The organism is Solwaraspora sp. WMMD406 (assembly GCF_029626025.1).
Taxonomy (GTDB): Bacteria; Actinomycetota; Actinomycetes; order Mycobacteriales; family Micromonosporaceae; genus Micromonospora_E.
This window is the reverse complement of the sequence record NZ_JARUBF010000001.1, coordinates 1,280,757-1,304,402: the sequence shown is the minus strand read 5'-3', so window position 1 is coordinate 1,304,402 and position 23,646 is coordinate 1,280,757. Positions and strand designations below refer to the sequence as shown.

The window sequence follows — 23,646 nt, the reverse complement described above, 5'->3', positions numbered from 1 at the left end:
GGCCCGCCCACGCGAGCACCTGGTGTCACCGATCGACGCTCGGTCGGTCGGGGAGTCGGGCGACGTCGCCGTCACCATCGGCCGAGGCAGTGGAAATCGGCGCTGGGTGCGACGGTCGGCGGCCGCGGGTCGGGTCCGGCGGTCAGGTCGACCAGCACCCAGGCGGCGGTCGAGCCGGTGTAGCGGTCGGCGGGAAACGTCCGTACCGCCGAGATCGTGCCTTGGGCGGCGAGCGCGGCGGCGACGCGCTGCGGGTAGTCGCGGGGTTCGCTGCCGAGGTTGCGGCCGTGGACGTACCAGACGCGGCGGGCGTCGCCGAGCCATTCGGCCAGGCGTTGCGGGTCGCAGTTGGTGTGTCCGGGCGGGTAGAGCCGCACGGGGCGCGGCGGCAACCCGTGCTGCGGGCCGTACCACTGCACCATCCGGTAGCTGAACCAGTAGACGAGTACGACGTCGCCGGGTTGGAGCTGCTGGGCGACGTCGGCGAGCGCGGCCGGACCGGCGTCCTTGACCCGGGGGTCGAGCGCCTGCCGGTAGGCGGCGTCGGCGGCCGGTGCCGCGACCGTCGGCAGCACGGCGGCGGTCAACAGGACGGCCAGTGCGGTCAGCGCGGTCCACACCGTCCGCGCCGCGCGACCCGGTCGGCTCCAGCGGCGGCCGGCCCGGACCACGAGCCGGGCGGTGCCGTCGAGGCCGGCGACGACCAGGATGACCGTGGGGGCGATCAGCCAGGTGGCGACCCGATCGGCCAGCGGCAGGCCACGGGCCGCCGCCGCCAGCACCGCCATCAGCAGTACGCCGCCGAGCATGGCCGCCCACGTCTGCCGGTCCCGCCATGTCTGCCGGTCCCGCCACGACGTTCGGGACAGCCGGCCCTGCGGGCGGCCCCGCCAGGCGAGCGCCACCAGGCCGGCCAGCATCAGCAGCAAGATCAGCAGCGGATACCGCCACTGCAGGGTGATGCTGACGAAGCCGGTCCACATCTGCGGCAGCCAGGCGAGGAGCTCGGCCGGCCCGCTGCCGGCCGGCGGGGTGCCGCCGGTGAAGTAGTCGGCCTGGCCGGGCATGAACGGGTACTGCCGGCGGCGATAAATCAGCGCGGCGGCGAAGCCGGCGGCCGGCACCGAACCGACCGCCAGCAGCAGCGCGTCGCGCCAGCGGCGACGTACCGCCGAAATCAGGACCGCCCCGGCGACCGCGCCGGCCAGGGCCAAGACGGCGGTCAGGCTGACGAAGACGGCGACTCCGGTGGCGGCCAGCCAGCCGGCCAACGGCAGCAGGAGCCGTCGCGGTTCGGGGCGCGACCGGAGTGCCGCGAGGAACCGTTCGGTGAGCAGCAGTACGACGAGGGTGACCGCCGCTTCGACGGCGTACTGCTTGAGCTCGCCGACGTAGGTCAGGATCATCGGCGCGGCGGCGATCAGCGCGGTGGCGGCGACCGCCGCCCACCGGCCGACCGCCCGGCGGGTGACGACGGCCGTGAGCACCAGGACGGTGAGCATGCCGAGCAGGGACGGCAGCCGCAGGACCCGTTCGTCGGTGCCGAAGGCGTACAGCAGGGCTTTTTCCAGCCAGAGCCAGCCGACCGGGGCGACCTGCTGGAATTCGAGCCCCCGGGTGAGGGCGAGGAAGCCGCGCCGCAGGTTGATGGCGATCGCGGTCTCGTCGTTCCACAGCCAGGTGCCGGCGGCCCAGACGGCGATCTGCCCGGCCGCGCCGGCGGCGAGTACGACTCCGAGCAGTACGCCGGGCGCGACACCGAACGCCCTGCCGAACGCGCTGCCGAACGCCCTGCGCGGGTCGCCGGGGGCGGCGTCAAGATCGGCGTCGGGAGCGATGTCGGGGGTGGCATCGGGGACGGTGTCGGGAGCGGTGTCAGGGGTGGCGCGGCCCGGCGTCAGCGTGGTCATCAGAGCGCGATCTTCACACCTGCGGTGAGCACCAGCTGCGCCAACGCGACCGGCACCAGCACCAGCCAGCACAGCCGTTGCAGCTGGTCTTCGCGCAGCCGGGGGAACGACACCCGGATCCAGATGATGACGAACGAGACGGCGAACACCTTGAGCATGGTCCACAGCCAGCCGAGCTGGTCGACGCCGAACGGCCCGTGCCAGCCGCCGAGGAACAGCACGGTGGTCAGCGCGGCGATGACGACGATGCCGGCGTACTCGGCGAGCAGGAAGAACGCGAACCGCAGTCCGGTGTATTCGGTCAGGTAGCCGAAGACGAGCTCGGAGTCGGCGATCGGCATGTCGAACGGCGGGCGGCGGATCTCGGCCATGCCGGCGAGGAAGAACACGATCAGGGCGGGGGCCTGCCAGAGCAGCCACCACGGTTGCCACGCGTCGACGATGCCGGACAGCGACAGGGTGCCGGCGGCCATCGCGACGCTGGCTGCGGCGAGCACCAGCGGCAGTTCGTAGGCGAGGAGTTGGGCGGCACCGCGCAGCCCGCCGAGCAGGCTGTACTTGTTGGCCGACGCCCAGGCGGCCATCAGCACGGCGACGACGCCGACGCCCATCACGGCCAGGACGAAGAACAGGCCGACGTCGAGCGGCTGGCCGACGAGATCGTTCGGCCCGAGTGGGATGACGAGCAGGACCAGCAGGTACGGCACGAGCGCGATCGCCGGGGCGAGCCGGAACACCGGCCGGTCGGCGGCGCGTGGGGTGATGTCTTCCTTCTGCACGAACTTGATGCCGTCGGCGACGAGTTGCGCCCAGCCGTGGAAGCCGCCGGCGTACATCGGGCCGAGTCGGCCCTGCATGTGCGCCATCGCCTTGTGTTCCATGTGTCCGACGAGCAGCGGCAGGGTCAGGAACGCGACGACGACGGCGCCGACCCGGATGGTCAACTCCAGCCAGAGCGGCATCACGCCGTACCCCCGTCGGGGTCGGCCTTTTGACCTGCGTCGGGGTCGGTGTCGCGGGCGGGCCGGGCGGCCTGCGGACCCCATTCGGTCGGCAGCGGTACGCCCGGTGGCCGCATCGGCGCGCGGCGGGTGCCGCCGCCTTCGGATTCGCCGGGTTCCTTCGCGCCCGGCCATGGTTTGGCGACCCGGGAGGCGAGGACGAACTCCTTGCGTAGCGGATGCCCTTCGAACTGGGGTGGCAGCAGCAGCGGGGCCAGGTGCGGGTGGCCGGTGAAGTCGACGCCGAACATTTCGTGGGTTTCCCGCTCGTGCCAGTCCGCGCCGGGGAAGACACCGACCACGCTGGGCAGTACGGGGCGGTCGCGGGGGACGCGGGTGCGGATCAGCAGGCCGTGCCGGGCCCGGGTGGACCACAGGTGGGCGACGATCGCGAACCCGTCGTCGAGTTCGTCGACGGCGGACAGCCAGTCGAAGAAGTCGCAGTCGAGGTCGGTGTCGTCGCGGGCGAGGCGCAGCGCGTCCGGCCAGTTCGCGGCCGGTACGTCGACGGTGGCGCGGGCGTGGCGGCCGCCCCCGGAGACGGTGGCGGTGACGTCCGGTGTCGGTTCCCGCGTCAGCAGCTCGACCAGGTGTGCGCCGATCTCGTCGGGGCTCATGGCACAGATACTAAAGGTGCCGTCGGGGCGGCAACGGATACCAAATCGTGTGGCTGGGACGAAATCGGACGCTGATTTTCGCGGCGCGGCCCGTGTAGCTCCCGCCCGGCAGGGAAAGCCTGCTGGTATGCGTGCGCTGACCGTGACTCCGGGCAAGGCCGATTCGCTGCGCCTCGTCGACGACGCGCCGGAGCCGACGCAGGCTGAGGGTGAGGTGCTGGTCGAGGCGGTCGCGGTCGGGATCTGCGGTACGGATTCGGAGATCCTCGCCGGTGACTACGGTGAGCCGCCCGCTGGGCGGGACACCCTCGTCATCGGGCACGAGTCGCTGGGCCGGGTGGTCGAGGACCCGACGGGCACCCTGGAGCCGGGTGATCTGGTCGCCGGGATCGTCCGGCACCGTGATCCGGTGCCGTGCCCGTACTGCGCGGCCGGCGAGTGGGATCTGTGCAGCAACGGGCGCTACACCGAGTGCGGGATCAAGGGCGTCGACGGGTTCGCCCGGCAGCGGTGGCGGGTGCCGGCCGAGTACGCCGTACCGCTGGCACCTGAGTTGGGGCTGGCCGGGGTGCTGCTGGAGCCGGCGAGCGTGGTCGCCAAAGCGTGGGACCACATCGACCGGATCGGGGCGCGGGGGTTCTGGGCACCTCGGCGGGTGCTGGTGACCGGTTCCGGGCCGATCGGGTTGTTGGCGGCGCTGCTGAGTGTGCAGCGCGGGTTCGAGACGCACGTGTTGGCGCGGGGTACGTCCGGGCCGAAGCCGGAGCTGGCCCGCCGGCTGGGTGCGACGTACCACGCGGTGCCGGTGGCGGACCTGGACTTCGACCCGGACATCATCGTCGAGTGCACGGGTGCGCCGCCGGTGGTGCGGGAGGTGTTCGGCAAGCTGGCCCCGAACGGCGTCGGCTGTCTGACCGGGATCAACGCCAGCGCCCACCACATCGAGTTGGACCTCAACGAGCTCAACCGCTGCCTGGTGTTGAAGAACAACGTCATCTTCGGCACGGTCAACGCCAACCGGCGGCATTGGGCGCAGGCGGCCGACGCGCTGGCCCGCGCCGACCACGACTGGCTGATGGGCATGATCACCCACCGGTACGGCCTGGACGACTACGCCCAGGCGTACGCCGAGCAGAGCGGCATCAAGACCGTGATCGAGTTCTGACCGGTCCACGCCTGTCCGTGTCGACGGAGGGCCGTCAGGCCCAGGGCAGGTCGGCGTTGGTCAGCTCCCGGCCGGCCGATCCCGGCGGATACGACGACCGGTGGACCCGGGCCGGGAAGCGACGCCAGGCTCCGGCCCCGGTGACCGGGTCCAGCGCGGCGAGGTGCCGTTCGCCGCCGACGTGGAGCAGGCCGTCGGCAACGGTCAACGCGTCGATCCGGCCGACCGGCAGCCTCCGCCACCAGCTCACCTCGCGGCGGTCCCGGTGGAACGCGACCAGCAGCCCGTGGATGCCGCCGACGTGCAGCAGGTCGTCCGAGACGGCGATGCTCAGCGCCGGTACGCCGATCCGCCAGACGCGCCGCACCGCACCGGTGTCCCGGTCCATCAGGTGGACGTCGCCGTTGCGGCTCGGCACGTGGAGCTCCTGCTCGGCGAGCACCGGCTGGTCCACCTGCTCACCGGCGAACGCGGCCGCCCCGGTCGGCGCGGCGAACGGCAACGTCCCGGACCCAACCGGCAGCCCGAGCTTCGGCCGGATCTGCGTCGACCAGGCCGTGTCGCCGGTGTCGCTGCGGAGCACGATGAACCACCCCTGACCGTCGCCGACGAAGACCAGGTCACCGCCGACGGTCAGCGTGGCGCCCCAGCCGTCGTGGACCTGGACACCCCAGACCCTGGTGCCGGTGGACCTGTCGAGGGCCAGGATCAAATAGCCGCCGTCGAGCGCCGTGTCCGGTCGGCTGAACCGGGCGATCGCGTACACGTGGTCGTCGTCGACCGCCGGTTGGTCGAAGCTGGCCTGCCACGGCCCGGTCGTCTCCGGCGGCGGCACCGTCCACCGCACCCGCCCCTCGGCCGGGTCGAGGCAGGTCAGACCGTTGCGACCGGTGACGACGACGGCTGAGTCGTCGGCGGTGAGACCGGTGACGGTGGTGCCGACGAGCGGGTACGTCCACCGTTGGGTCCCGTCGGCGGCGGCCAGCCCGAGCACCGTGTCCGCCCAGCCGGACCCGCCGAGGGAACCGGTGACGGCCAGGACGTCACCGGCGAGCACCGGCGGCAGCGGCGGAAAGTACGGGTTGGGCTTCGGGTCGCCGCGCCGGCCGCGCCACCGGGGCCGGCCGCTGCCGGCGTCAAGGGTGTGGACGTGCCCGTCTTCGCCGGCGACGTGGACGAGACCACCGGCCACCAGTGGGGCGCTCAGCAGCTCTGTCGATTCGAAACGCCAACCGGGTCGGGCCACCATTCGACGGTAGCCCGGTCACGCCGCCGTCCGTCGCCAGTGGTCGGCGTGGGCGGTGCAAAAGTCACGCAGGCTGGTCGGCTGCCGGCCGGTGACGTCGGCGACCGTACGCGTGGTCCGGTCTTCGGCTCCGGCGGCGATGGCCGCGTCCATGCCGGCCAGGAGGGCGGCGAAGCCGTCCGGGATGCCGAAGTCGGCGAGTCGGTGGCGCATCGTGGCGACGTCGACCGTACGGTGTCGGACCGGCCGGCCGCTGACCTCGCTGATCATGGTCGCGACCTCGGTGTAGCTGTGCGTCTGCGGGCCGGTGAGCAGGTGTTCGGCGTTGTGCGGCACCGGGTCGGTCAGGGCCCGTACGGCGACGGCGGCGATGTCGGCGACGTCGATGAAGGCGATTCGGCCGTCGTCGGTGGCGGTGACGATCTCGCCGTCGCGCCGGATGCTGACGCCGTGGTGGTGCTGCTCGGCGACGAAGTTCTGCATGAACCAGGACGGGCGCAGCACGGTCCACTCGGGGAACCGGTCGGCGACGGTGGCGGGCAGTTGGCCGGGGCCGGGGTCGCCGCTGCGGATCGCCGACGAGCTGAGCAGCACGATCCGGCGTACGCCGGCGTCCTGGGCCAGGTCGAGGAGCGCGCCGACCTGGCCGACCGGGTCGGCACTGGCGGGCGGCGGCATCAGGTAGATGGCGTGGACGTCGTCGACGGCAGGGCGGTGGGTGGCGGGGTCGTGCCAGTCGAAGGGGACGTGGCCGGCGGCGGCTGCCGGGTGGGTGGGGCGGTGCCGGCTGGCGGCCCGCACCGGGTGGCCGGCTGCGACGAGGGTGGCGACTATACGCCGGCCGGTGTTGCCGGTCGCGCCGGTCACCAGGACTATCCGCTGGTCAGGCATCGGTACCGGCCGGGGTCAGGTCGGGGGCGGCCATGGTCAGGTCGGGGGCCGGGGTCAGGTCGGGGACGGCCAGCGGGTTCCAGTAGTCGCGGTAGTGGGCGATCTTGCCGTCCCGGACGGTCACCACGACGACGTACGACATCCGGTACGGCTGCCCGGTGGGCACGACGGTGCCGGTGGCGGTGAGTTCGGCGATCACCACGTCGGGGTCGACGTTCTGGTGCACGGTCACGTCGGGGAACTCGGCGATGTCGATCAGTTTCGGGTAATCGATCAGGTAGTCGGTGACGGCGGCGATGCCGTCGAGGCGGCGCGGGTAGCCGGGTGGGGCGAACGGGAACTCGGCGACCGCGTCGTCGTGCCAGTGCGCGAGGAAGCCGGGCATGTCCTTGGCGAGCAGATGATCGAGGCAGCGGTGCAGTAGCCGGGCGGCGGGGCTGGCGGTCGGGGTGGGCGCTTCGGGCACGGTGCCTCCTCTAAGATTCGGACCAGCGGTCCGGATCAACTATACGGACCGTCGGTCCGGATATCCAACACGAGGGCGAGAGGACGGTCACCTGTGCCGCCAGCAGCACGCAAGGAACGGGCCGACGCCGCCCGCAACCGGGAAACCGTACTGGCCGCCGCCGGCCGGCTACTCGACGCCGCCGACGACCCGGACGAGGTCACCATGGACGCCGTCGCCCAGGCGGCCGGCGTCGGCAAAGGCACCCTGTTTCGCGGCTTCGGCGACCGCACCGGCCTGCTGCAGGCCCTCGCCGCCCAGCGCGGTGTCGCCCTGCAGGCCGCCCTCCGGGACCCTCGGCAGGGAGCGGATCGGGATCCGCAGGCCCAGGTCATCGCGATCTTCGACGCGATCCTCGCGTACAAGCAGGCCAACCGGTCACTGGCGCTCGCGCTGGAAAACGCCGGCCGGGGCAGCCCGTACCGCAGCCCGGCGTACGGCGACCTGCACCGCCAGCTGACCGACATCGTCACCGGCGTACGCGGCCCGGAGCACGCCGACTTCCTGGCGCACGCCCTGCTCGCCGCCGTACGCAGCGACCTGCTCGATCACCTGCGCGACGAACCGCTGGAGCGGATCAGAGCCGGCGTCGTCGCCCTGGTCCGCGCCGTCCTCGGCTAGGTCAGCTCGACGTCGTCCATGCCCTCGATGTACAGACCCATGTACTGGAAAGTCGCGCCTGGATCTCTTCGAGTCGCTCGGCCGAGAGGACGCCGAGACGGTCCTGGAGATCCGACTTGAGGAGCGGCTGCACCGCGACCACCCGTACCCAGCACTTCTTGGGCAGACCACCCTCGCTGGCGCCGAGCTTGACGCAGTACTGCGTCTTGAGCTTGGGCGAGGTGGAGATCGGAGCGACCAGGACAGTGGGCCAGCCGGCGAGGCTGTTCGTGTCTGGCCCACTGAGCACGACCACGGGCCGACGTTCATCGTGATAGTTACGGCCGTCGTTTGGCGGAAGCGAGATGGCTTTGTCCTTGACGTAGTAGATCCCGCCGTTGATGACCAGGCTATTGGTCGTCGTCAAGCAGCACTCCTGTTGCTCGCCGGCGCGCGTCGGCCAGCTCGGTCATCTCCTGCTCAAGCTCTTGGCCAATCCCTGGGTCGTTCTCCTGCTCGGGAAGCTGCCTGAGCACCGCCGACATTCTCCGCGCGAGCTTCGCGAGCTTGGGGCGGGGACGCGCGAGCGACAGGTCGAGCACGACGCCCCGCCCGCGTTGCTGCGCGTCCTCCATCGGCGGGGTCTGGTAACTCAGGTCCTTGAGTGTCGCCGCCGCGAGCCCTCCCAGCTGCGTCAGAGTCCTCTCCAGGATCGCCATGTCGTCGGCAGGCATGTCGTAACCGGGCAGTTCGTCGACGAGTCGAATCTGGAATCCCTGATAGTAGGGATCGCGCCGCACCACGCCGCGCTCGACGAGCTCGTTTTCGAGGAACTGCAGGGTGTTGTTGAACGGGCCGTGGTGCAGCCATCGCCATTCGACCCCGGAAACGGGGTCCTCACCCTCGCGTACCGCAGCGAGATCGGTCAGGTAGAGGAACTTCGCCATCTTCAGCCGGGTGACCACGTACCCGCGTTCGCGCGCCAACCTCAGCACCGCCACGTACGCCGCGACCATTCGTCGCGACGCGGACAGCGGGGGCGCGGACTCTACCATCTCTCGCAACGCTACCCCACCCTCGCCCGACGCAGCAGACTTGACGCTCATTAGAACACATGTTCGACCATCGAGGCTAGCGTGGCCGTGGCGTCCACAGCGGCCAAAGGAGTCGCCGCCGGCTAGACCCAGGGCAGCTGGCCGTTGCGGAACAGGTCGACGAAGATCCGGTGGTCGGTGCGGGCGCGGGCACCGTACGCGTGGGCGAAGTCGACCAGGCCCTCGACGAACCCGGCCTCGTCGGTGTCGACCGCCGCGACGATCGCCTCCTCGGTGGAAAAGTCGACCAGGTCGTGGCTGGACTCGTCGTCGGCGACCGAGTGCATTCTCGCCACCGAGTGGGCCAGGTCGGCGACGACGCCGGTCAGGTCGGCCAGCTCGTTGACGTCGGACCAGTCCAGGTCGGCGGCGTACGGGGACACTTCGGCGACGAGTTGGCCGACGCCGCCGAGTTCGGTGAAGCCGAGCCACGGGTCGGCGTGGGCCTGCAGCGCGCGCTGCGACTCGGCGGTGCGGTGCCCCTGGTGGCGGAAGTAGGAGCGGATGCCGTCGTCGTCGACGTGTCGGGCGACGGCCGGCGTCTGGGCCTGCTTCATGTAGACGACGACGTCGTTTTCCAAGGCCTGGGTGTGGCCTTCGAGCAGGATGCTGTAGGACGGCAGCCCGGCGGAGCCGATGCCGACGCCTTTGCGCAGCACGATGTCCTTGATGTGGGCGGGGTCGGTCCGGCTGCCGTCGGCGCGCTGCGGCAGCGTGGTCAGGTATTCGGCGAAGGCGGCGGTGACGGCGGCGCGGGTGTCGTCGTCGATCTCGTACACGCCGTCGCGGACGATGAACCGGCGCTCGTAGTCGTTGATGGTGGTGAGGTTTTCGAGCAGGGCGACGCGGGTGTTGAGCCGGGCTTCCTGCAACACGTGGCGCAGCACGCCGGTGGCGTTGGCCAGGGTGATGGAGCCGATGGCTTCCTCGCCGCCGGCGACGATGGCCCGCAGTTCGGTCAGGTAGGCGGTGGCGAAGGTCCGTACCAGGGTGCCGATGACGTCGTCGGAGAGCGCTTTGGCGTAGCCGAGGAGGGCGACGCTGGCGGCGAAGCGCCGCAGGTCCCAGATGAACGGGCCGACGTAGGCCTCGTCGAAGTCGTTGACGTTGAAGACCAGCTCGCCGGAGCCGTTCATGTAGGTGCCGAAATTCTCGGCGTGCAGGTCGCCGTGGATCCAGACGCGGCTGGTCTGCTTGTCGCAGAAGCTGTCGTCGTTGAACGGCCCGCCGGGGGCGGTCTGGTCGGCGTAGAACAGGCAGGCGGTGCCCCGGTAGAACGCGAACGGGCTGGCGGCCATCTTGCGGAACTTGCGCTGGAAGGCGGCCGGGTCGATGGCCATCAGCTCACCGAACTCGGCGGTCAGGATGTCGACGATCTGCGTCGCGCGCTGAGAATCACTCACGTTCGCGCAGGCTACCCCGCGTCAGCAACAGCTCCGCTGAGTGTCGGCTCAGATCCCAGCGGTACGCCATACCAGGTGGTCGGCGACACGGTGTTGGCTGGTCAGCGGTGCGGCGGCTCAGTCAGCGGGCCGGCGGTGGGATGACGGGCGCGGTGAACGCGTCGACAGACTTCGACCGCGCGGGCGGCTGGCCGGGTCGTGTGCCGGCCGGTGTGCCGGGGCGCGGGTCGCCGGGCGCGGTGGCCGGTTCGGCTGCCAGGTCGGCCGGGGAGGCGAGCGGGTCGGGCCGGTGTACGCCGCCGATGCCGGACCGCTCGGCGGCTATCTTGTCCTGGAGGCGCAGGATGCCGTGCAGCAGCGCTTCTGGCCGGGGCGGGCAGCCGGGCACGTACACGTCGACCGGGATCAGCTGGTCGACGCCCTTGGTCACCGAGTACGAATCCCAGTAGGGGCCGCCGCAGTTGGAGCAGGCGCCGAACGAGATGACGTACTTGGGTTCGGGCATCTGGTCGTAGAGCCGTTTGATCGCCGGGGCCATCTTGTCGGTGACGGTGCCGGAGACGACCATCAGGTCAGCTTGGCGCGGTCCGTGGGCGAACGGGATGACGCCGAGCCGGATGAAGTCGTGCCGGCCCATGCTGGTGGCGATGAACTCGATCGCGCAGCAGGCCAGGCCGAAGTTGAACACCCAGAGCGAGTAGCGGCGACCCCAGTTCAGCACGAACCGGATCGGCTCGCCGAGCACCGCCGGCAACTGCACCACCGCGCCGCCACCTCCTCCGGCTCACGCCGCCCCGCGTACGGTCTCACCCAGTCAACCACACCGCCGTCGCCGGACTCCGCGCTCAGCAGCAGTCGTCGCACTGCTCGCCCCGCCAGGCTTCGACCCCTTCGCGTACGGCGACGGCGGCGATGACCAGGCCGGCGATCGGGTCGGCCCACGCCCAGCCCAGCCAGGCGTTGAGGACCAGGCCGACGAGCAGGATCGCGGACAGGTAGGTGCAGAGCAGGGTCTGGGTGGAGTCGGCGACCACGGTCGCCGAGCCGAGTTCCCGCCCGGTACGGCGTTTGGCCCAGACCAGCAGCGGCATCACGACCACGGAGACGGCGGCAAGCCCGATGCCGACCGGGGACGGTGCCGCCTCGCCCTGGCCCAGCAGGGACCGGGCCGCGTCGAAGCCGACCCATCCGGCGAGGGCGAAGAACGACACTGCGATCAGCCGCAGCGCGAGCCGTTCCCGGGTCTCGGGCAGCCGGGAGCGGAACTGCCAGATCACCACCAGCGCGGAGGACACCTCGATGAAGGAGTCGAGGCCGAAGCCGAGCAGCGCGGTCGACGAGGCCGCCGCGCCGGCCGCGACCGCGACGACGCCTTCGAGCAGGTTGTAGCCGGCGGTGGCGTAGGCCAGGTGCAGGCTGCGCCGGTTGAGTCGGGCTCGCCGCTGCGGGGCCAGGGTCGACGTGGTGACACTCATCGTGGCAGCGCCGTCGTGCTCGTCGTGCCGCTGCCGTACGCCGGACCCGTGCCGTACGTCGGGCAGAGGTCGACGGCGTCGCCGGTGGCCGCCAGCACCCCTTCGGCGGCTTGGAGCAGGTCCATCAGTTCGGGGCGGGTCAGCGAGTAGAACGACTGCCGCCCCTCGACCCGGTAGTCGATCAGGCCGCAGTCACGCAGGCAGGCGAGGTGCTTCGACACGGTCGACTGCGCCAGCCCGAGCGCGCCGGTGAGGTCCACGACCCGCGCTTCGCCGGCCGCGAGCCGCCGTACGATCCGCAGCCGGGTTTCGTCGGCCAACGACCGGAACAGCGCCACAGCCGGCGTCATCCCCGCCGCGACGTTCGCCGTCACACACTGCCCACCATCATCCATCGCCACGACGCGATGATATCCCACCTGAACGATGAATACCCCAGTCTGCCCGTCACACGCCACCACCTCCTCTGGCTCCTCGCCCTGCCATGTGCCACCCAGGCAACCGCCGCCTGCCGTACGCCGCACCTAAGAGTCCGTTGCAAATCCGGCATCTCCGACGCGCTTTGGCAAGGTCCATTCCGCATGCACGAGGCACCGCACCAGCGGTATACGACTCAAAGTAATTTTAGCGTCACTGCGATCCAAGATAAGCGTAAGACACGGACCTCGCGAGTCGGACACCTCGATACGAGGGCCATCTGGCGCAAAATGCACTCGCCCAAGTTCCAAAATTGGACTTAGAAGCTCCATTGGAATCTCAACAAGCTGATAGACCCAGCTAACACGATCCGGGATGGTCCGCATCTGTATCAAACGATCCACCTCCGATATGTATTCACGAAAGTGCTGCTTAGTCCTACCCTCCCTGGCCTGAGGACCCCTCACGTCCTGGATCCATGACGCCTCGGACATCTTGCTAATATGCACGAAGTTCTTGCTAACATCCTTTGCTGCAGTGCTCTTAATAGCGACTTTCTCTCCATCGATAATCTCATCAATAAACCGACGTGTAGCGCCCATCGGACCGTTAACACGCCGACCAGCCGCACGAGAAGCAGCCCGCAGGGCGTCCTCGAGGCCGACACGATCTAGCTGCTTGCTGTGTGTCGCATGATGGACGCTCAGCCTCGCCCCGAATTCGTCGGCGAACTCAGGGGTCACCATGATTGACCTATCATCAATCCGACACGCAATGGGTGTCGCAATGGCTTCGGCAAGCTGCAGTAGCCTGCCGATCTGGACATCGCGGAGTTGTTCGATAATCCCTACAAGACGAGACCGCTGGCTATCATCTGGCACTAAAAATACTCCTCGCGAGCGCTGTACTGCGAGGGTAAATGTTACAGGGTCAGCCTTCGCCGTTCTCGATAGGCCCGATCTTCAGCCGCGTGAGCAGATCTGCAAGCGTCGCAACGGCAGCCTGTCCGGTATCGGTAGTCCGTACCATGTTGCCCCCTTCCACCCTCACTTCTATACTTATTTCGCAATTGTCGCTGATACACCGCGTTCGCAGACTTGCATTCCTGACAACGACACCCGGACCCGCGATACGCAGAGACAGTTCCGTGTGATGCGGAATCCGCAGAACCTTCGACTGGCTTCCGTAGAGGTCGACGCTCGCGAACTATTCTTTCAACCTCCGCAGCCGCTCTCTCTAGATCCTGGTGTCCCCAAACACGGACCACAAGCCAGCCGGCATTCTCCATCCGCCGATTGGTATCGACATCCCGTCTCTGATTTTCGCTAATCTTGTCCGCCCACCATTTGGAATTGGCCTTCGGCGAGGTGCCATGAATTGGACATCCATGCCAAAAGCATCCGTCAAGGAAGACGGCAACCTTCGCGGAGAGAAAAGCTATGTCGATCGTTCGCCTCGTACCCGGAACGGCCTGACTATGCACACGGTACCGCAACCCACGCTGATAAAGCTTACGGCGCAGACTCAACTCCAACTCCGTATCGAATGACTTCTGCTTGCGCATTCGATCAGAGACACCGGCCGAGCTTGCGGGTGGCTTCATGGCAGCCTTCGGATATCGTCAGAAGTCAAGTGGGTACCGGGCATGACCAACTGATCCATCTCCGGCCTCCGCCCAGATATCATCCAGCTCACTAAGCCAGCGAGTTGGTAGCTAATCAAGGGCGGCACCGCATCCCCGACGTGCCGATACATATTGTTGATGCTCCCAAGAAACCTGTATGAAGATGGAAATCCGTTGAGAATCGCCATCTCACGGACCGAGCATAAACGATCCTGCTCTGGATGAGTGTATCGTCCATTCCCAACATGTGAGCATTCACGCTTTATGGTTGGCGCCGGCCGGTCCCACCACATTCGTCCATAGACGTCTGGATGGCTACCCAGATTTCCTTTCTCGAGACGATCGCGCATCGTAGGAGTCAGCAATTCAATACTGTTTGACGTCGCAGCACGAGAGAGATCGAACCAGGACCCGCCATCCTTCGGGATCAAACAGGTCCGGGCCCGGGCAAGCTCACTGGAGAATCGAGGGCAGGCATGCTCTTTATCTCCAGGATCGGCCTCGCCCTCGTCGAGCTCAGGGAGGTGCCAGATCGCTCTTCTCACATGAGTAGCTTTGATATCCACTTCAAAACCGCGCCAAAGATCTTCTAACGAGAAGAGCGGTAGCCCTCGCCTGGCTGCGATGACCAGCGCCCGCTCTCGTTTCTGAGGAAGGCCGAACTTGTTCAAAAAGTGAGTTGAGTAACGCACATTGTAATTCATCTCTTTAAGGTCGGAAACAAGCAGTGAAAGATGGTCTCTGAACCGACCCATAACAAGCTCTCTGGCGTTCTCCATTACCAGTACAGCAGGCCTCCACTCCTTGACAAAGATTGCGGTACGTCGCACCAGACTGTTTCTGGGGTCATCGCGTAGGTGGTTCTTAGCTAAGGTGCGCGAGAATCCCGTGCACGGCGGGCAGGATATAAGCACCTGGGGCGACGATCGAAGCCTCATTTTTTCGGCCAGCTCATTCGGAGTCGAAAGGCCAAGGTCTGCCGTAACCGGAGTTATCCCGAGATTTGCCAAGTAAGTCGCGTTACATGCCAAACTACCCTTTGGACTACTGGGCTTTCCGAATTGAGCATCTGCCGCACCAACCACGGCGAATTCCGGGTGCGCAGCAAAACCGGCGCTGGCTCCCCCGCCACCAGAAAACAGGTCCACAACGCTTATTGTCATGGTTGCATGATACCCCGGGTTTATGACGGGCACAAGAACCACTGACCAAGTACTTTCTTAGACTGGTCCCACCGATTCGCGCTCGCGATATCTGGAATAATTGCCAGGAACGATCAAAGATCGTCGCGCGAGTCGGCGGAGTCAGGGACAAAAATTCAGAAGGCCTGCACAGGTCGTTATGGACTGTTGACTTTTTCGTCCGCCGCATACTCGATGGCCAAGACCCCGAACGGCAGATCGATGTAAGGCATCTTGCTGCCGCTCTCGGACAGGTCCTAAGAGCCGCCGCAATAATGTCCGAGGTTGTCTCGCGAGTCGACGCAGTGCTCGCGCTTTGCTGCGCTCCACGATCGAGCGCTTCCGGCGGGAAGTTCGGGCTGCCGAGGTGCGCGATGCTCTGATCTACTTTGAGAAATACTTCCTTGGTCGCCGGCATCGTCAGCGGGAACCAGCCAGCGTCATCGGCTCAATAGAAGCCGCGAGGAAGTCATGGGGTGGCGACTACGACCCAGCAGATCAGCGGTTCGCACTCGCCCTCATCGCATTTCAAGTGAGCGCCGCACAGACGGAGGCGCACGAACTGTTCAGCTCGACCTAGAGGGTTATTCAGGCGTGTACATCGCCGCAGGTCAAGCTTATGCTCGACGTTAGCCTGAATAACCCTCCTAGTAGTGTAGACACCTGGTCGACCGCTTCCAGGTTGGCCTTCGTCAAGCGGCCCCAACGACTCCAGCGTGGCTTCCAACTGGTCGGCTAGAGCCCTGGTGATGCTGAGCCGGAACTCTGCCATCCACAATTGACACCTACGCCACTTTCGATGTCTGAACGAGGTTGGATTCTGACACAACGTCAATCGAGCCGCACGAGCGGGGATAGACGGCCAAAGCTCATTGACGCGCGCTGGGACGAACAGCTGTAGCCATCTTCAGCCACCGATGAAGGGCGCAGCGGACCTTAGTCCTGCATGGCGAATTCGGTCGCTTCGGCGAGGATCTCGTCGAGTTCGGCGTCGGATAGGTCACCCTCCGAAAATATCTTGTACATGGTGGCGGCTTGAACCTTAGTAATCATCTCTGGCTTCAAATCATAATCAACAGCCGGGTCAAGTACAGACCTGATCAAAGACTCAGCGCCGATCGGATCGATATCAGGGCCACCATGACTCAAGTCCTCGCGAAGCGCCGCGACGAAGCGGATAATTTCGACAGACGGAGCATTTTCACTGAATCTACGATCAACGGCGATGAAGAAAAGGGACGCGAGGAAGCGCGGGAATCCGTCCCAGCCGTCTCGATCCAACCTCGCTTCGATTTCGTCATTGAGCTCATGCTCACCTCGGACCAAAGTCCGGATGTACATTGGCAACTCGGGGTGCAGGGTCATTGCGCCCGCTTCCTTTCTCGACGTTTCTTGACACCTTGCCAGATTGATTTTGCGGCGACCGCCATTGCACCGGCTGCCATCGCCGCAGCAGTGATCGGATTGTCAACCTCTACACGGTCAGCAACAGGCGAAGGATCGGCCTTCACTGGATGCGAGCTAGTAGCGCCCGGTGGATCCGGGAGACTCTTGAACACAGCCTTCGCGTGCGACTCGGCGTTCGTGAAGGAATCTTGGATGTCGTCTGCTTTCTGAACCTGACGACTCCAGAGCGCATCCTGCCTGCGGCGCCTACGGTCGGTGTCGGAGATCAACTCTTCACCTGAAGGCATGCCCGACGGTTCTTTGAAACCAGCAGCTGGGGCTACTTTTGCGAAGTATGCCTGGTAGTGGCGCTGCGCTCGATCGAGGAGGTTGGCATATCTGCCAGCTTTGGCAGCGGCGATCTGAGCTTCCGAAGCGGCGCGGCTGATATCCGGGTTCGCCGATCCTTCGGACAGCTGGAAATACAGCTTGTACGCTTCGTCGAAGTCTCCCTTGGCCCGCATCGCTCGCACAGCAGCTTCGGCAAGTTGATCTTTGGCCTGCTGCATCTGGGCGATGACCTGCTCCATACTGGAGGACATCAGAGCGCTTTCCGATAGGCGTCGGCTAACCCTAAAGCGGCCTCGACCCGCGTTAGGACTCGGACGACCTCGTCATCGGCTGCCTTCAAGGCCGCCGCCGCTTTCATGACCTCGCCGTCAGCACTGTCACTCACCGTCGCGAATGCCAAAGCGGTACCGCGTTCGCCTGTCTCTGCCGCCCCCTCGAAGCCAGCCCTGCCCTGCGTCATCAAGGTCTTGGCGCGGTCAAGGTCCCGCTTGATGTCGTCGACACTCATGTCAGCCGCGCTCAGCCAAGCATTCCGCTGTAGTTCCGGGTGGCTTCGCCTGCGCCCTGGACGAGGCCGGCCGCGTCTGCGAGGTGCTGTTTACTCTGTTCGCAGCGGCTGATGGCCTCACCGATCAACGGGTGACCGGACCCAGCCGCCGCCGCGCGGAGGCCGGCGATCATCCGATCAAGCGCGTCGGTGGCGGCTCGGATCTGTTGGGTCGTCGCGTTGCCGTGCTGGGCCGCCTGCGCCAGACCTGCTTTGACTTCTTGAATGCTGGACACCCTGTCGCCTCCCCGAGGTCACGCCGCGACATCCACCCGCTCCCGTTGAGCCTATCGAAGGCGGTGGTCCCCACTTCGACCGTGAGGTCTATTCACAGGCCATCCTGTAGAAGTGCAACCCGATAACACAGGAGATCGTTTCTGTGAAGGTCGCGAGCGGTCTGCGGTAGTCGGTGTGCAGGATCCGCCATGTCTTCAGGTTCGCGACGACCTGTTCCACAACCCAGCGGATCTTGTTGACCTGCCTGTTGTATTCCTTCTGCCATTCCGCGAGCTCGCCACCTTTGGGCTTCTTGTACGGGGTGATCATGCCGTTGCCGACGTAGCCCTTGTCACCGATCCAGTCTCCGGGATTCAGGGTGACGAGGACCCCGGTGTCGTTGATCGCGTACGAGTCGTGGTGGTTGCCGGTGACGGGATCGGAGATCCAGGCGAGCGCGCCGTCGAGGGTGCAGGCGACCTGGACGCTCATGCCCGTGGTCTTGTGCTTGCCGGAGTACAGACAGCGGTGCGTGCGCCATGACCAGCAGGGAAGCAGGGTGCCGTCGACGATGTACTGGTCGGTCGGGCTGAGGTCGTCGGCTGTCGGTACGAACTCCGTCAGCACGCGATCGAGGACCGGGGTGATGCCGGTGACCGCTCGCGAGATCGTCGGCTGGGAGACGCCGTGTGCTTCGGCGATCTCCGCTTGGACGCGGTTGCGACGCATGTAGGTCAACGCGACGACGACAGCGCGGTAGAGACCAAGGACCGGGGGCCACGGCTCCACATCCAGATCCTGGCATTCCGCTCGGACCAGCACGCAGAGGTCGCGGATCTGGTCCGTGGTGAAGCCAGTGGTATGATACATGTTCGGCGGTCCGCTTTTCTTTGTGATGTTGTGTGGTAACTCCATCCTACGGAAGAGCGGATCGTCCTTTTATTGGGGGTCTACTGTAGCGGGTCGGAGGCCTGCTGAATAAGCCTCCGTGACGGCGGTCGTGTCAGGAAGCAGTCACTTTGGTTCGGCGACGAAGACGCCAACGCCATGAGCGCTCTCGACAAGGCCCTCCGTGCGCAGGGCGTGCATGGCGTAGCGGATCACCGAGTCCGAGACGTTGTGCTCGGCCTTGAGCTGGGCTGTTGATGGAAGCTTGTCGCCGGGCCGCAACTCGCCGCTCTTGACCTGAGCGCGAATGTGGTCAGCAAGCTTCTCCCACTTGGTGGCGGGCATGGGCACTCCTTGGTCTCCACCCGCCATGAGATCACGCTCGCACCACAGGCAGCAAGATGCCGGTACAGCGAACTAGTGGTGTTGACTTAAGCGAACTACTTCGCTTAGGTTCCTCGGTGCGAGGTTTCCTCCTTGGTCTCCAACCTCAGAGGACGCCACGTGGCCGGTCGGGGCGGTCGGCGAGTCACGCCGTCGAGCGCCCCGACCCCCAAAGATGTGCCCTGGTCGCCGTACCGCCGAACAAGGCTGCGGCGATCGGCGGCCGGGGTGGCCCCGCAGCAACGGCAACGGGCAGGGCCACCCCATCCACGACCACACCCGAACACCCCCAACGGGAGGCAGACGTGATGCGAGAACTCTGGCAACGCTGGCGACGCCACCGGATGAAGGCCACCCCACCCCGCCAATGGCCCGCCGGCAACGGCGTCCACCGCGTACCCGCCGACATCCACCGCAACCAACGACGCACCGCGTACCGACCGATCCGACCCTGGCAGATCCGCGCCCACCGCTTCCCCACCGCCACCCGACGCGGCGGCGGCCGCGGCCTCGACCCCGGCGAAGTCACCGCCTTCCTCGACCGCGTCGCCCACGACCTCGGCATCCTCTACGCCGAACTCGACCGCACCATCGAACAAAACGACCGCATCAAAGACGCCCTCCGCCGCTGGCAGACCAGCCAGGCCACCGCCGCCCACGCCGCCGCGAACCACGCCACCGCCACCGCCCAGACCACGATCAAACTGCCCGCCTGGACGGGTGCCGCCCCCGCCACCCGATATGCAGGACAGCCGTGACCGACCCGACCACACCACACACCGTCACCGTCGTCACCTGCCCCCGCTGCGACGGCGACCCCACCACCAGCTGTACGCGCTGCGACGGAGCCGGCAAACGCCGCGCCCAGTTCGTCTGCACCGTCGTCAACATCGACACCGCCGCCGTCGCCTCCGCCAACGTCGTCCCCGGCGCGGTCACCCCCACCCGTACCGACGATGGTCGATTCTGGTGCCTTGACCTGGCACCCGTCGTCGCCGACCTCGCCACCCGCGTCGGCGCCGGACACGTCTACGACCCCGAAGTCCCCGACGAACCCATCTTCGCCCCCTGGACCCAACTCCCCGCCGGTTGGCAACCCGACCTGCCCACCGACCAGCGACACGCCCTCGAAGCCGTGTCGATCGCCGCCGAAGGCTACGAACCCTGGCGCGTCTGGCTCGGCCGCAACACCACCCCACCCGCCCCCGACCCCGCCCGCAGCCTCGCCACCCTCTGCGACACCGCCGAACTCCTCTGCCTCGACCTCGTCGTCGAAGCCCGCCGCGCCCGCCCCGGCAGCGACACCCTCCACTGGGACGTCCGCTTCGAACTGCCCGGCAGCCCCGTCCCCGCCAGCACCGGACGCTACGACAGCTTCACCGAAGCCGCCATCAGAGTCGACATCACCCGTGCCTGCCGCGAACTCGTCGACCGCAGTCGACACGCCCCCGCCCACCACGTCACCCCACGCCCGGTCAACGGCGTACCGCTCGGCCCGCCACCAGTCGACGTCGACCAGCTCGAACGCCGCATCCACGCCGACTGCGTCGCCCTGCTCACCGGCGACCCCACCCCCGGCGCACACGCCATCTGGCGCGACGGCCGCTGGTGGCACACCACCCTGCGCGCCACCGGCACCCCGTCCGGCACCGGACGGGGCGTACGGCTGACCCGCACCTGGCAGCCACCCCCACCGTCCTGGCAAGGCCCGCCGATCCCGCACCAGCCCTGCCCCGACTGCACCCACCTGCCACACTGGACGGATTGCGACTGCGAGCGCATCGGTGGCTGCCGCACCTGCGCCGGCAGCCACCGCATCTACCAAGGCGCCGTCGTCACCATCCACGCCGGCCGCCGCCGGGTCCGCCACCTCAACTGGCCACCCCTCGACGGTACGGCCACAGCCGCACCACAAATCGGCGCCCACCCGAACGGCAAACCGTTCCACCACCTCCCGCCCGAATACCGGCTCGCCCACCACCTGACCGCCCTCGGCCTCGACCCCGACCACCTCGCCACCCTCGACGACACACCGATGTACCTCAACGAGCACGAACTGCTACACGGCTACGCCACCGTCCACCGACCCGGCTGCGACCCGCTCACCGCGTACGCCGAGAACGTCACCAAAGGGCACCCCGGCGCACGCATCCTGCTGCACGCCACCCCGCCGACGGTGCCGTCCCTGGCCACAATGCTCACCCTGGCGTACGCCCTCGGCCTGGCCTTGGTCGTCGGCGTCGCCGACTACCGCCATAACGCCGGCATCCCCCACCAGGCCCAGGGCCTCCGCTGGGGAGTCCGCTTCGCCCCACCACATGCCGCCGCCGAGCAACGGTGGAACCCCGGGGCATACCACCCCGGCCTGCGCACAGCGATCGCCGACGCGCTGGAGTACGTCCGCAACGCCACCGACCGGACCGTACCGGCCGACCCGTCCACCCCGATCCCCGTACCGCACAGCGCCGACCGGCCCGACCAGCCGCATCAGCCCGACGGCAGCGGGCCAGCGCCTGACCCGGTGCCGGCCCTCACCGCCCTCGCCGCACGTCACCCCGGCGTCGCCGTCACCGTCGTCCTCACCCCACACCGCTATGAGGTCTACCTCGAAGACGGCCCGCACCACACGAAGCTGGTGGCCACCGCCAGCACCCTCACCCAAGCAGTCGCCGCAGCGGTCACGACTACCCACGCCTGAGTGTCCCCGCTCGACAGTCGGATCTGCGACGCGACCAGCACTATGGACAGCGAACACCGCCCGTACCCCGGCAGGCTTGGCCGATGGCCCGCAACGCCAAGATCCCCCGCGAGTTGAGTTTCGAACCGTTCTCCGGCAGCCGGGCTGTCGCCGCCGGCCTGATCACCCGGCGCATGCTCCACGGCCCGTCCTGGCGCCGGCTGCTCCACGACGTCTACGTGCACGCAGACTCCTACGACGCCGACGACCACCGGATGTGGTGCCTCGCCGTTGCCGCCCGCCTCCCCGCCAGCGCAGCTATCTACGGGCTCAGCGCCGCCTACCTGTGGGGCGTCGACCTGCTGCCACACCGCCGCCCCGGACGGGCGGTAGTGCCCGTGCAGGTCGCCGTCCGGCCGGCGGCCCGGCCAGAACCGCACCTGATGATCAAATACACCAATCTGGTCCTCGACCCGGAGCACGACGTCACGTCACTGTCCGGCATGCCCGTCACCACCGGGGTCCGGACCGCCTTCGACCTGGGAAGGGCGCCGTCCCGCGCCGACGCACTCATCGCCCTGGACGCCATGCTCCGCCGCCGTACCCTCACCAAAACCCAGCTCACGGCATACATCGACCACCACCCTCGCCGGCGCAACGTCACACAACTCAGGGAGCTGGTCATGCTTTCTGATCCGTTGAGCGCCTCGCCGATGGAGAGCCGGCTACGCCTCCTGCTGCACGACGCCGGCCTGCCCAAACCCACCCCGCAGTACGAAGTGCGCACCCCGGACCCGACAGGCGGCGTGAAGTTCATCGCCAGGGTCGACCTGGCGTACCCGCAGTGGAAGATCGCCATCGAGTACGAAGGCGACCATCACCGGGAGCGGGCAGCCTTTCGCCGTGACGTGCACCGCTTCAACGCCCTGCGCTCCGCCGGCTGGCTGGCGCTGCGCTTCACCGCGGACGACGTACTCCGACAACACGGGCAACTCGTGCAGACGGTCCGGCAGGCGATCGCCGAGCGCGCCAGCTGACCGCGTCGAGTTGAGGGCTGGCGTACGTAATCCCGCGAAATTACGTACGTGAGCCCTCAACTCGACGCGAGCGACGCAATGAGCCACTCGACGAGCCACCGCGAAACCGGCTCACGGCAGGACCTCCTCGCCGTACCGTCGGAGGGGTGAACGACTCCGACTGGTTCCTGCTCGGCGCGCCCTGGGACAGCTCAGGCCGCAGCCGGGGCGAGGAGCAGGCGCCGGACGCCCTGCGCGCCGCCGGCCTGCGCGACCTGATCAACGTCGACTGTGGCGACGCCGCGACCCACATCGGCAGCAACCACCGCGACGACATCACCCAGGTACGGGCGCTGCCAGACACCGTCACCGCAGCGCACACCCTGGCGGCGACGTTACGGAATTCCATGCGGGACCACCCGCAGCGCCGGCCGCTCGTCGTCGGCGGCGACTGCAGCCTGCTCCTCGGCGTGTTCGCCCAGCTCAGCCCGGCGCTAAATAACGTCGGACTCTGGCTGGTCGACGGCCACCCTGACTACTTGGCCGCAGCAGACTCGGAGACCGGTGAAACCGCCGATCTGGAACTCGCAGTGCTGACCGGCGACGGTCCGGCGGAGTTGATCGGCCTGGCCGGCACCGTCCCGATGATGAACGCCCGGCACGCCGCACTGATCGGGCACCGCACCGTCGACCTCGACCCCGACTCGGCGGCCGAACTGGCCCGACTGCCCTCCGGTCTGTTCACCATCGACGCTCCGCAGGTACTCCGCGACCCGGCCGGGGCGGGCGGCCGCGCCGCAGACTGGGCCAGCCGGCTCGGCCTGCCGATGTGGCTGCACCTCGACGTGGACGTGCTCGACCCGTCGGTGATGCCGGCAGTGACGTACCCGCAGGACGGCGGGCTCGACTTCGACCAGCTCGCCGCCGTCCTCGCCCCGCTGGCGGCGTCGCCGAACCTGGCCGGTGTCAGCGTCGCCGACTTCCGCCCCGACCTGGACCCGGACGGCCGGCACGCCGACGACCTCGTACGGCTGCTCGACTCGACTCTCTGA

At 67.6% G+C, this 23,646-nt stretch carries 25 protein-coding genes and 1 pseudogene; 6 read left to right on the top strand and 20 right to left on the bottom strand.

The features are described from left to right. Positions 1 to 71 precede the first annotated feature (71 nt). From O7632_RS05830 to O7632_RS05820, 3 genes are read right to left on the bottom strand one after another with little or no spacing between them, the layout of a single operon-like run. Entirely contained in the window at positions 72 to 1,910 is a 1,839-nt protein-coding gene (locus tag O7632_RS05830) for a glycosyltransferase family 39 protein (protein WP_278112040.1), read from the bottom strand. Then, positions 1,910 to 2,872: an NADH-quinone oxidoreductase subunit NuoH gene (nuoH, locus tag O7632_RS05825; RefSeq protein ID WP_278112039.1), complete on the bottom strand. Its 963-nt coding sequence runs from the start codon at positions 2,870 to 2,872 to the stop codon at positions 1,910 to 1,912. The genes O7632_RS05830 and nuoH overlap by 1 nt, the downstream gene beginning before the upstream one ends. Continuing rightward, positions 2,872 to 3,528: an NADH-quinone oxidoreductase subunit C gene (locus O7632_RS05820; protein WP_278112037.1), complete on the bottom strand. Its 657-nt coding sequence runs from the start codon at positions 3,526 to 3,528 to the stop codon at positions 2,872 to 2,874. The genes nuoH and O7632_RS05820 overlap by 1 nt, the downstream gene beginning before the upstream one ends. A 127-nt stretch (positions 3,529 to 3,655) precedes the next feature. Between O7632_RS05820 and O7632_RS05815 the strand changes: the two genes are divergently transcribed. Next, the gene (locus O7632_RS05815; protein ID WP_278112035.1) at positions 3,656 to 4,693 is read left to right on the top strand and encodes a glucose 1-dehydrogenase; all 1,038 of its coding nucleotides are present in this window, start codon (positions 3,656 to 3,658) and stop codon (positions 4,691 to 4,693) included. 34 nt (positions 4,694 to 4,727) lie between these two features. Here the strand turns inward: O7632_RS05815 and O7632_RS05810 are convergent, their stop codons facing one another. The 3 genes from O7632_RS05810 to O7632_RS05800 are packed head-to-tail and all read right to left on the bottom strand — an operon-like array spanning position 4,728 to position 7,296. Continuing rightward, complete coding sequence (locus O7632_RS05810; RefSeq protein WP_278112033.1) at positions 4,728 to 5,939, bottom strand: PQQ-binding-like beta-propeller repeat protein; 1,212 nt, start codon at positions 5,937 to 5,939, stop codon at positions 4,728 to 4,730. Between the two features lie 18 nt (positions 5,940 to 5,957). Next, on the bottom strand, positions 5,958 to 6,806 hold the full coding sequence (locus O7632_RS05805; protein WP_278112031.1) for an NAD(P)H-binding protein: 849 nt from the start codon (positions 6,804 to 6,806) through the stop codon (positions 5,958 to 5,960). Positions 6,807 to 6,822: 16 nt separating this feature from the next. After that, a complete protein-coding gene (locus O7632_RS05800) occupies positions 6,823 to 7,296 on the bottom strand; it encodes a nuclear transport factor 2 family protein (protein WP_278112029.1) in 474 nt (157 codons plus the stop codon). Positions 7,297 to 7,389: 93 nt separating this feature from the next. Here O7632_RS05800 and O7632_RS05795 point away from each other — a divergent pair, with 93 nt between their 5' ends. Next, a complete protein-coding gene (locus O7632_RS05795) occupies positions 7,390 to 7,956 on the top strand; it encodes a TetR/AcrR family transcriptional regulator (protein ID WP_278112028.1) in 567 nt (188 codons plus the stop codon). 1 nt (position 7,957) lies between these two features. Here the strand turns inward: O7632_RS05795 and O7632_RS05790 are convergent, their stop codons facing one another. From O7632_RS05790 to O7632_RS05725, 14 genes and pseudogenes are all read right to left on the bottom strand, one after another. Continuing rightward, complete coding sequence (locus O7632_RS05790) at positions 7,958 to 8,362, bottom strand: type II toxin-antitoxin system PemK/MazF family toxin (RefSeq protein WP_278112026.1); 405 nt, start codon at positions 8,360 to 8,362, stop codon at positions 7,958 to 7,960. After that, positions 8,346 to 8,990 (bottom strand): hypothetical protein, encoded by a 645-nt coding sequence (locus O7632_RS05785; RefSeq protein WP_278112025.1) that lies wholly within the window; start codon positions 8,988 to 8,990, stop codon positions 8,346 to 8,348. The genes O7632_RS05790 and O7632_RS05785 overlap by 17 nt, the downstream gene beginning before the upstream one ends. A gap of 122 nt (positions 8,991 to 9,112) precedes the next feature. Further along, positions 9,113 to 10,432: a DUF2252 domain-containing protein gene (locus tag O7632_RS05780; RefSeq protein WP_278112023.1), complete on the bottom strand. Its 1,320-nt coding sequence runs from the start codon at positions 10,430 to 10,432 to the stop codon at positions 9,113 to 9,115. A gap of 121 nt (positions 10,433 to 10,553) precedes the next feature. Continuing rightward, on the bottom strand, positions 10,554 to 11,192 hold the full coding sequence (locus tag O7632_RS05775) for an NADH-quinone oxidoreductase subunit B (protein WP_278119867.1): 639 nt from the start codon (positions 11,190 to 11,192) through the stop codon (positions 10,554 to 10,556). Positions 11,193 to 11,283: 91 nt separating this feature from the next. Further along, positions 11,284 to 11,907 (bottom strand): annotated as a pseudogene (locus O7632_RS05770) (cation transporter); the annotation flags it as partial. Continuing rightward, positions 11,904 to 12,281 (bottom strand): metalloregulator ArsR/SmtB family transcription factor, encoded by a 378-nt coding sequence (locus O7632_RS05765; protein WP_278119865.1) that lies wholly within the window; start codon positions 12,279 to 12,281, stop codon positions 11,904 to 11,906. The pseudogene O7632_RS05770 and the gene O7632_RS05765, both read right to left, overlap by 4 nt. 965 nt (positions 12,282 to 13,246) lie before the next feature. Beyond that, the gene (locus O7632_RS05760) at positions 13,247 to 13,927 is read right to left on the bottom strand and encodes a very short patch repair endonuclease (protein ID WP_278112021.1); all 681 of its coding nucleotides are present in this window, start codon (positions 13,925 to 13,927) and stop codon (positions 13,247 to 13,249) included. Next, positions 13,924 to 15,111, bottom strand: a complete 1,188-nt coding sequence (locus O7632_RS05755; RefSeq protein WP_278112019.1) for a DNA cytosine methyltransferase — start codon at positions 15,109 to 15,111, stop codon at positions 13,924 to 13,926. Before O7632_RS05755 ends, O7632_RS05760 begins: the two co-directional genes overlap by 4 nt. Positions 15,112 to 16,065: 954 nt before the next feature. Next, the gene (locus tag O7632_RS05750) at positions 16,066 to 16,494 is read right to left on the bottom strand and encodes a hypothetical protein (protein WP_278112017.1); all 429 of its coding nucleotides are present in this window, start codon (positions 16,492 to 16,494) and stop codon (positions 16,066 to 16,068) included. Continuing rightward, positions 16,491 to 17,105 (bottom strand): hypothetical protein, encoded by a 615-nt coding sequence (locus O7632_RS05745; RefSeq protein ID WP_278112015.1) that lies wholly within the window; start codon positions 17,103 to 17,105, stop codon positions 16,491 to 16,493. Before O7632_RS05745 ends, O7632_RS05750 begins: the two co-directional genes overlap by 4 nt. A gap of 11 nt (positions 17,106 to 17,116) precedes the next feature. Then, the gene (locus O7632_RS05740; RefSeq protein ID WP_278112013.1) at positions 17,117 to 17,374 is read right to left on the bottom strand and encodes a hypothetical protein; all 258 of its coding nucleotides are present in this window, start codon (positions 17,372 to 17,374) and stop codon (positions 17,117 to 17,119) included. Between the two features lie 11 nt (positions 17,375 to 17,385). Then, the gene (locus O7632_RS05735) at positions 17,386 to 17,649 is read right to left on the bottom strand and encodes a hypothetical protein (protein WP_278112011.1); all 264 of its coding nucleotides are present in this window, start codon (positions 17,647 to 17,649) and stop codon (positions 17,386 to 17,388) included. An 88-nt stretch (positions 17,650 to 17,737) separates the two neighbouring features. Beyond that, the gene (locus tag O7632_RS05730; RefSeq protein ID WP_278111118.1) at positions 17,738 to 18,499 is read right to left on the bottom strand and encodes a transposase family protein; all 762 of its coding nucleotides are present in this window, start codon (positions 18,497 to 18,499) and stop codon (positions 17,738 to 17,740) included. A gap of 144 nt (positions 18,500 to 18,643) precedes the next feature. Continuing rightward, positions 18,644 to 18,889 carry a winged helix-turn-helix domain-containing protein gene (locus O7632_RS05725; protein WP_278112009.1) on the bottom strand — a complete coding sequence of 82 codons (246 nt, stop codon included), beginning with the start codon at positions 18,887 to 18,889 and terminating at the stop codon, positions 18,644 to 18,646. Between the two features lie 320 nt (positions 18,890 to 19,209). Between O7632_RS05725 and O7632_RS05720 the strand changes: the two genes are divergently transcribed. The 4 genes from O7632_RS05720 (at position 19,210) to O7632_RS05705 (ending at position 23,646) form a co-directional block, all read left to right on the top strand. Then, a complete protein-coding gene (locus O7632_RS05720) occupies positions 19,210 to 19,659 on the top strand; it encodes a DivIVA domain-containing protein (protein WP_278119863.1) in 450 nt (149 codons plus the stop codon). Then, the gene (locus O7632_RS05715) at positions 19,656 to 21,599 is read left to right on the top strand and encodes a hypothetical protein (protein WP_278112008.1); all 1,944 of its coding nucleotides are present in this window, start codon (positions 19,656 to 19,658) and stop codon (positions 21,597 to 21,599) included. The genes O7632_RS05720 and O7632_RS05715 overlap by 4 nt, the downstream gene beginning before the upstream one ends. 83 nt (positions 21,600 to 21,682) lie before the next feature. Further along, positions 21,683 to 22,615 (top strand): DUF559 domain-containing protein, encoded by a 933-nt coding sequence (locus tag O7632_RS05710; protein ID WP_278112006.1) that lies wholly within the window; start codon positions 21,683 to 21,685, stop codon positions 22,613 to 22,615. 146 nt (positions 22,616 to 22,761) lie between these two features. After that, positions 22,762 to 23,646, top strand: a complete 885-nt coding sequence (locus O7632_RS05705; RefSeq protein ID WP_278112004.1) for an arginase family protein — start codon at positions 22,762 to 22,764, stop codon at positions 23,644 to 23,646.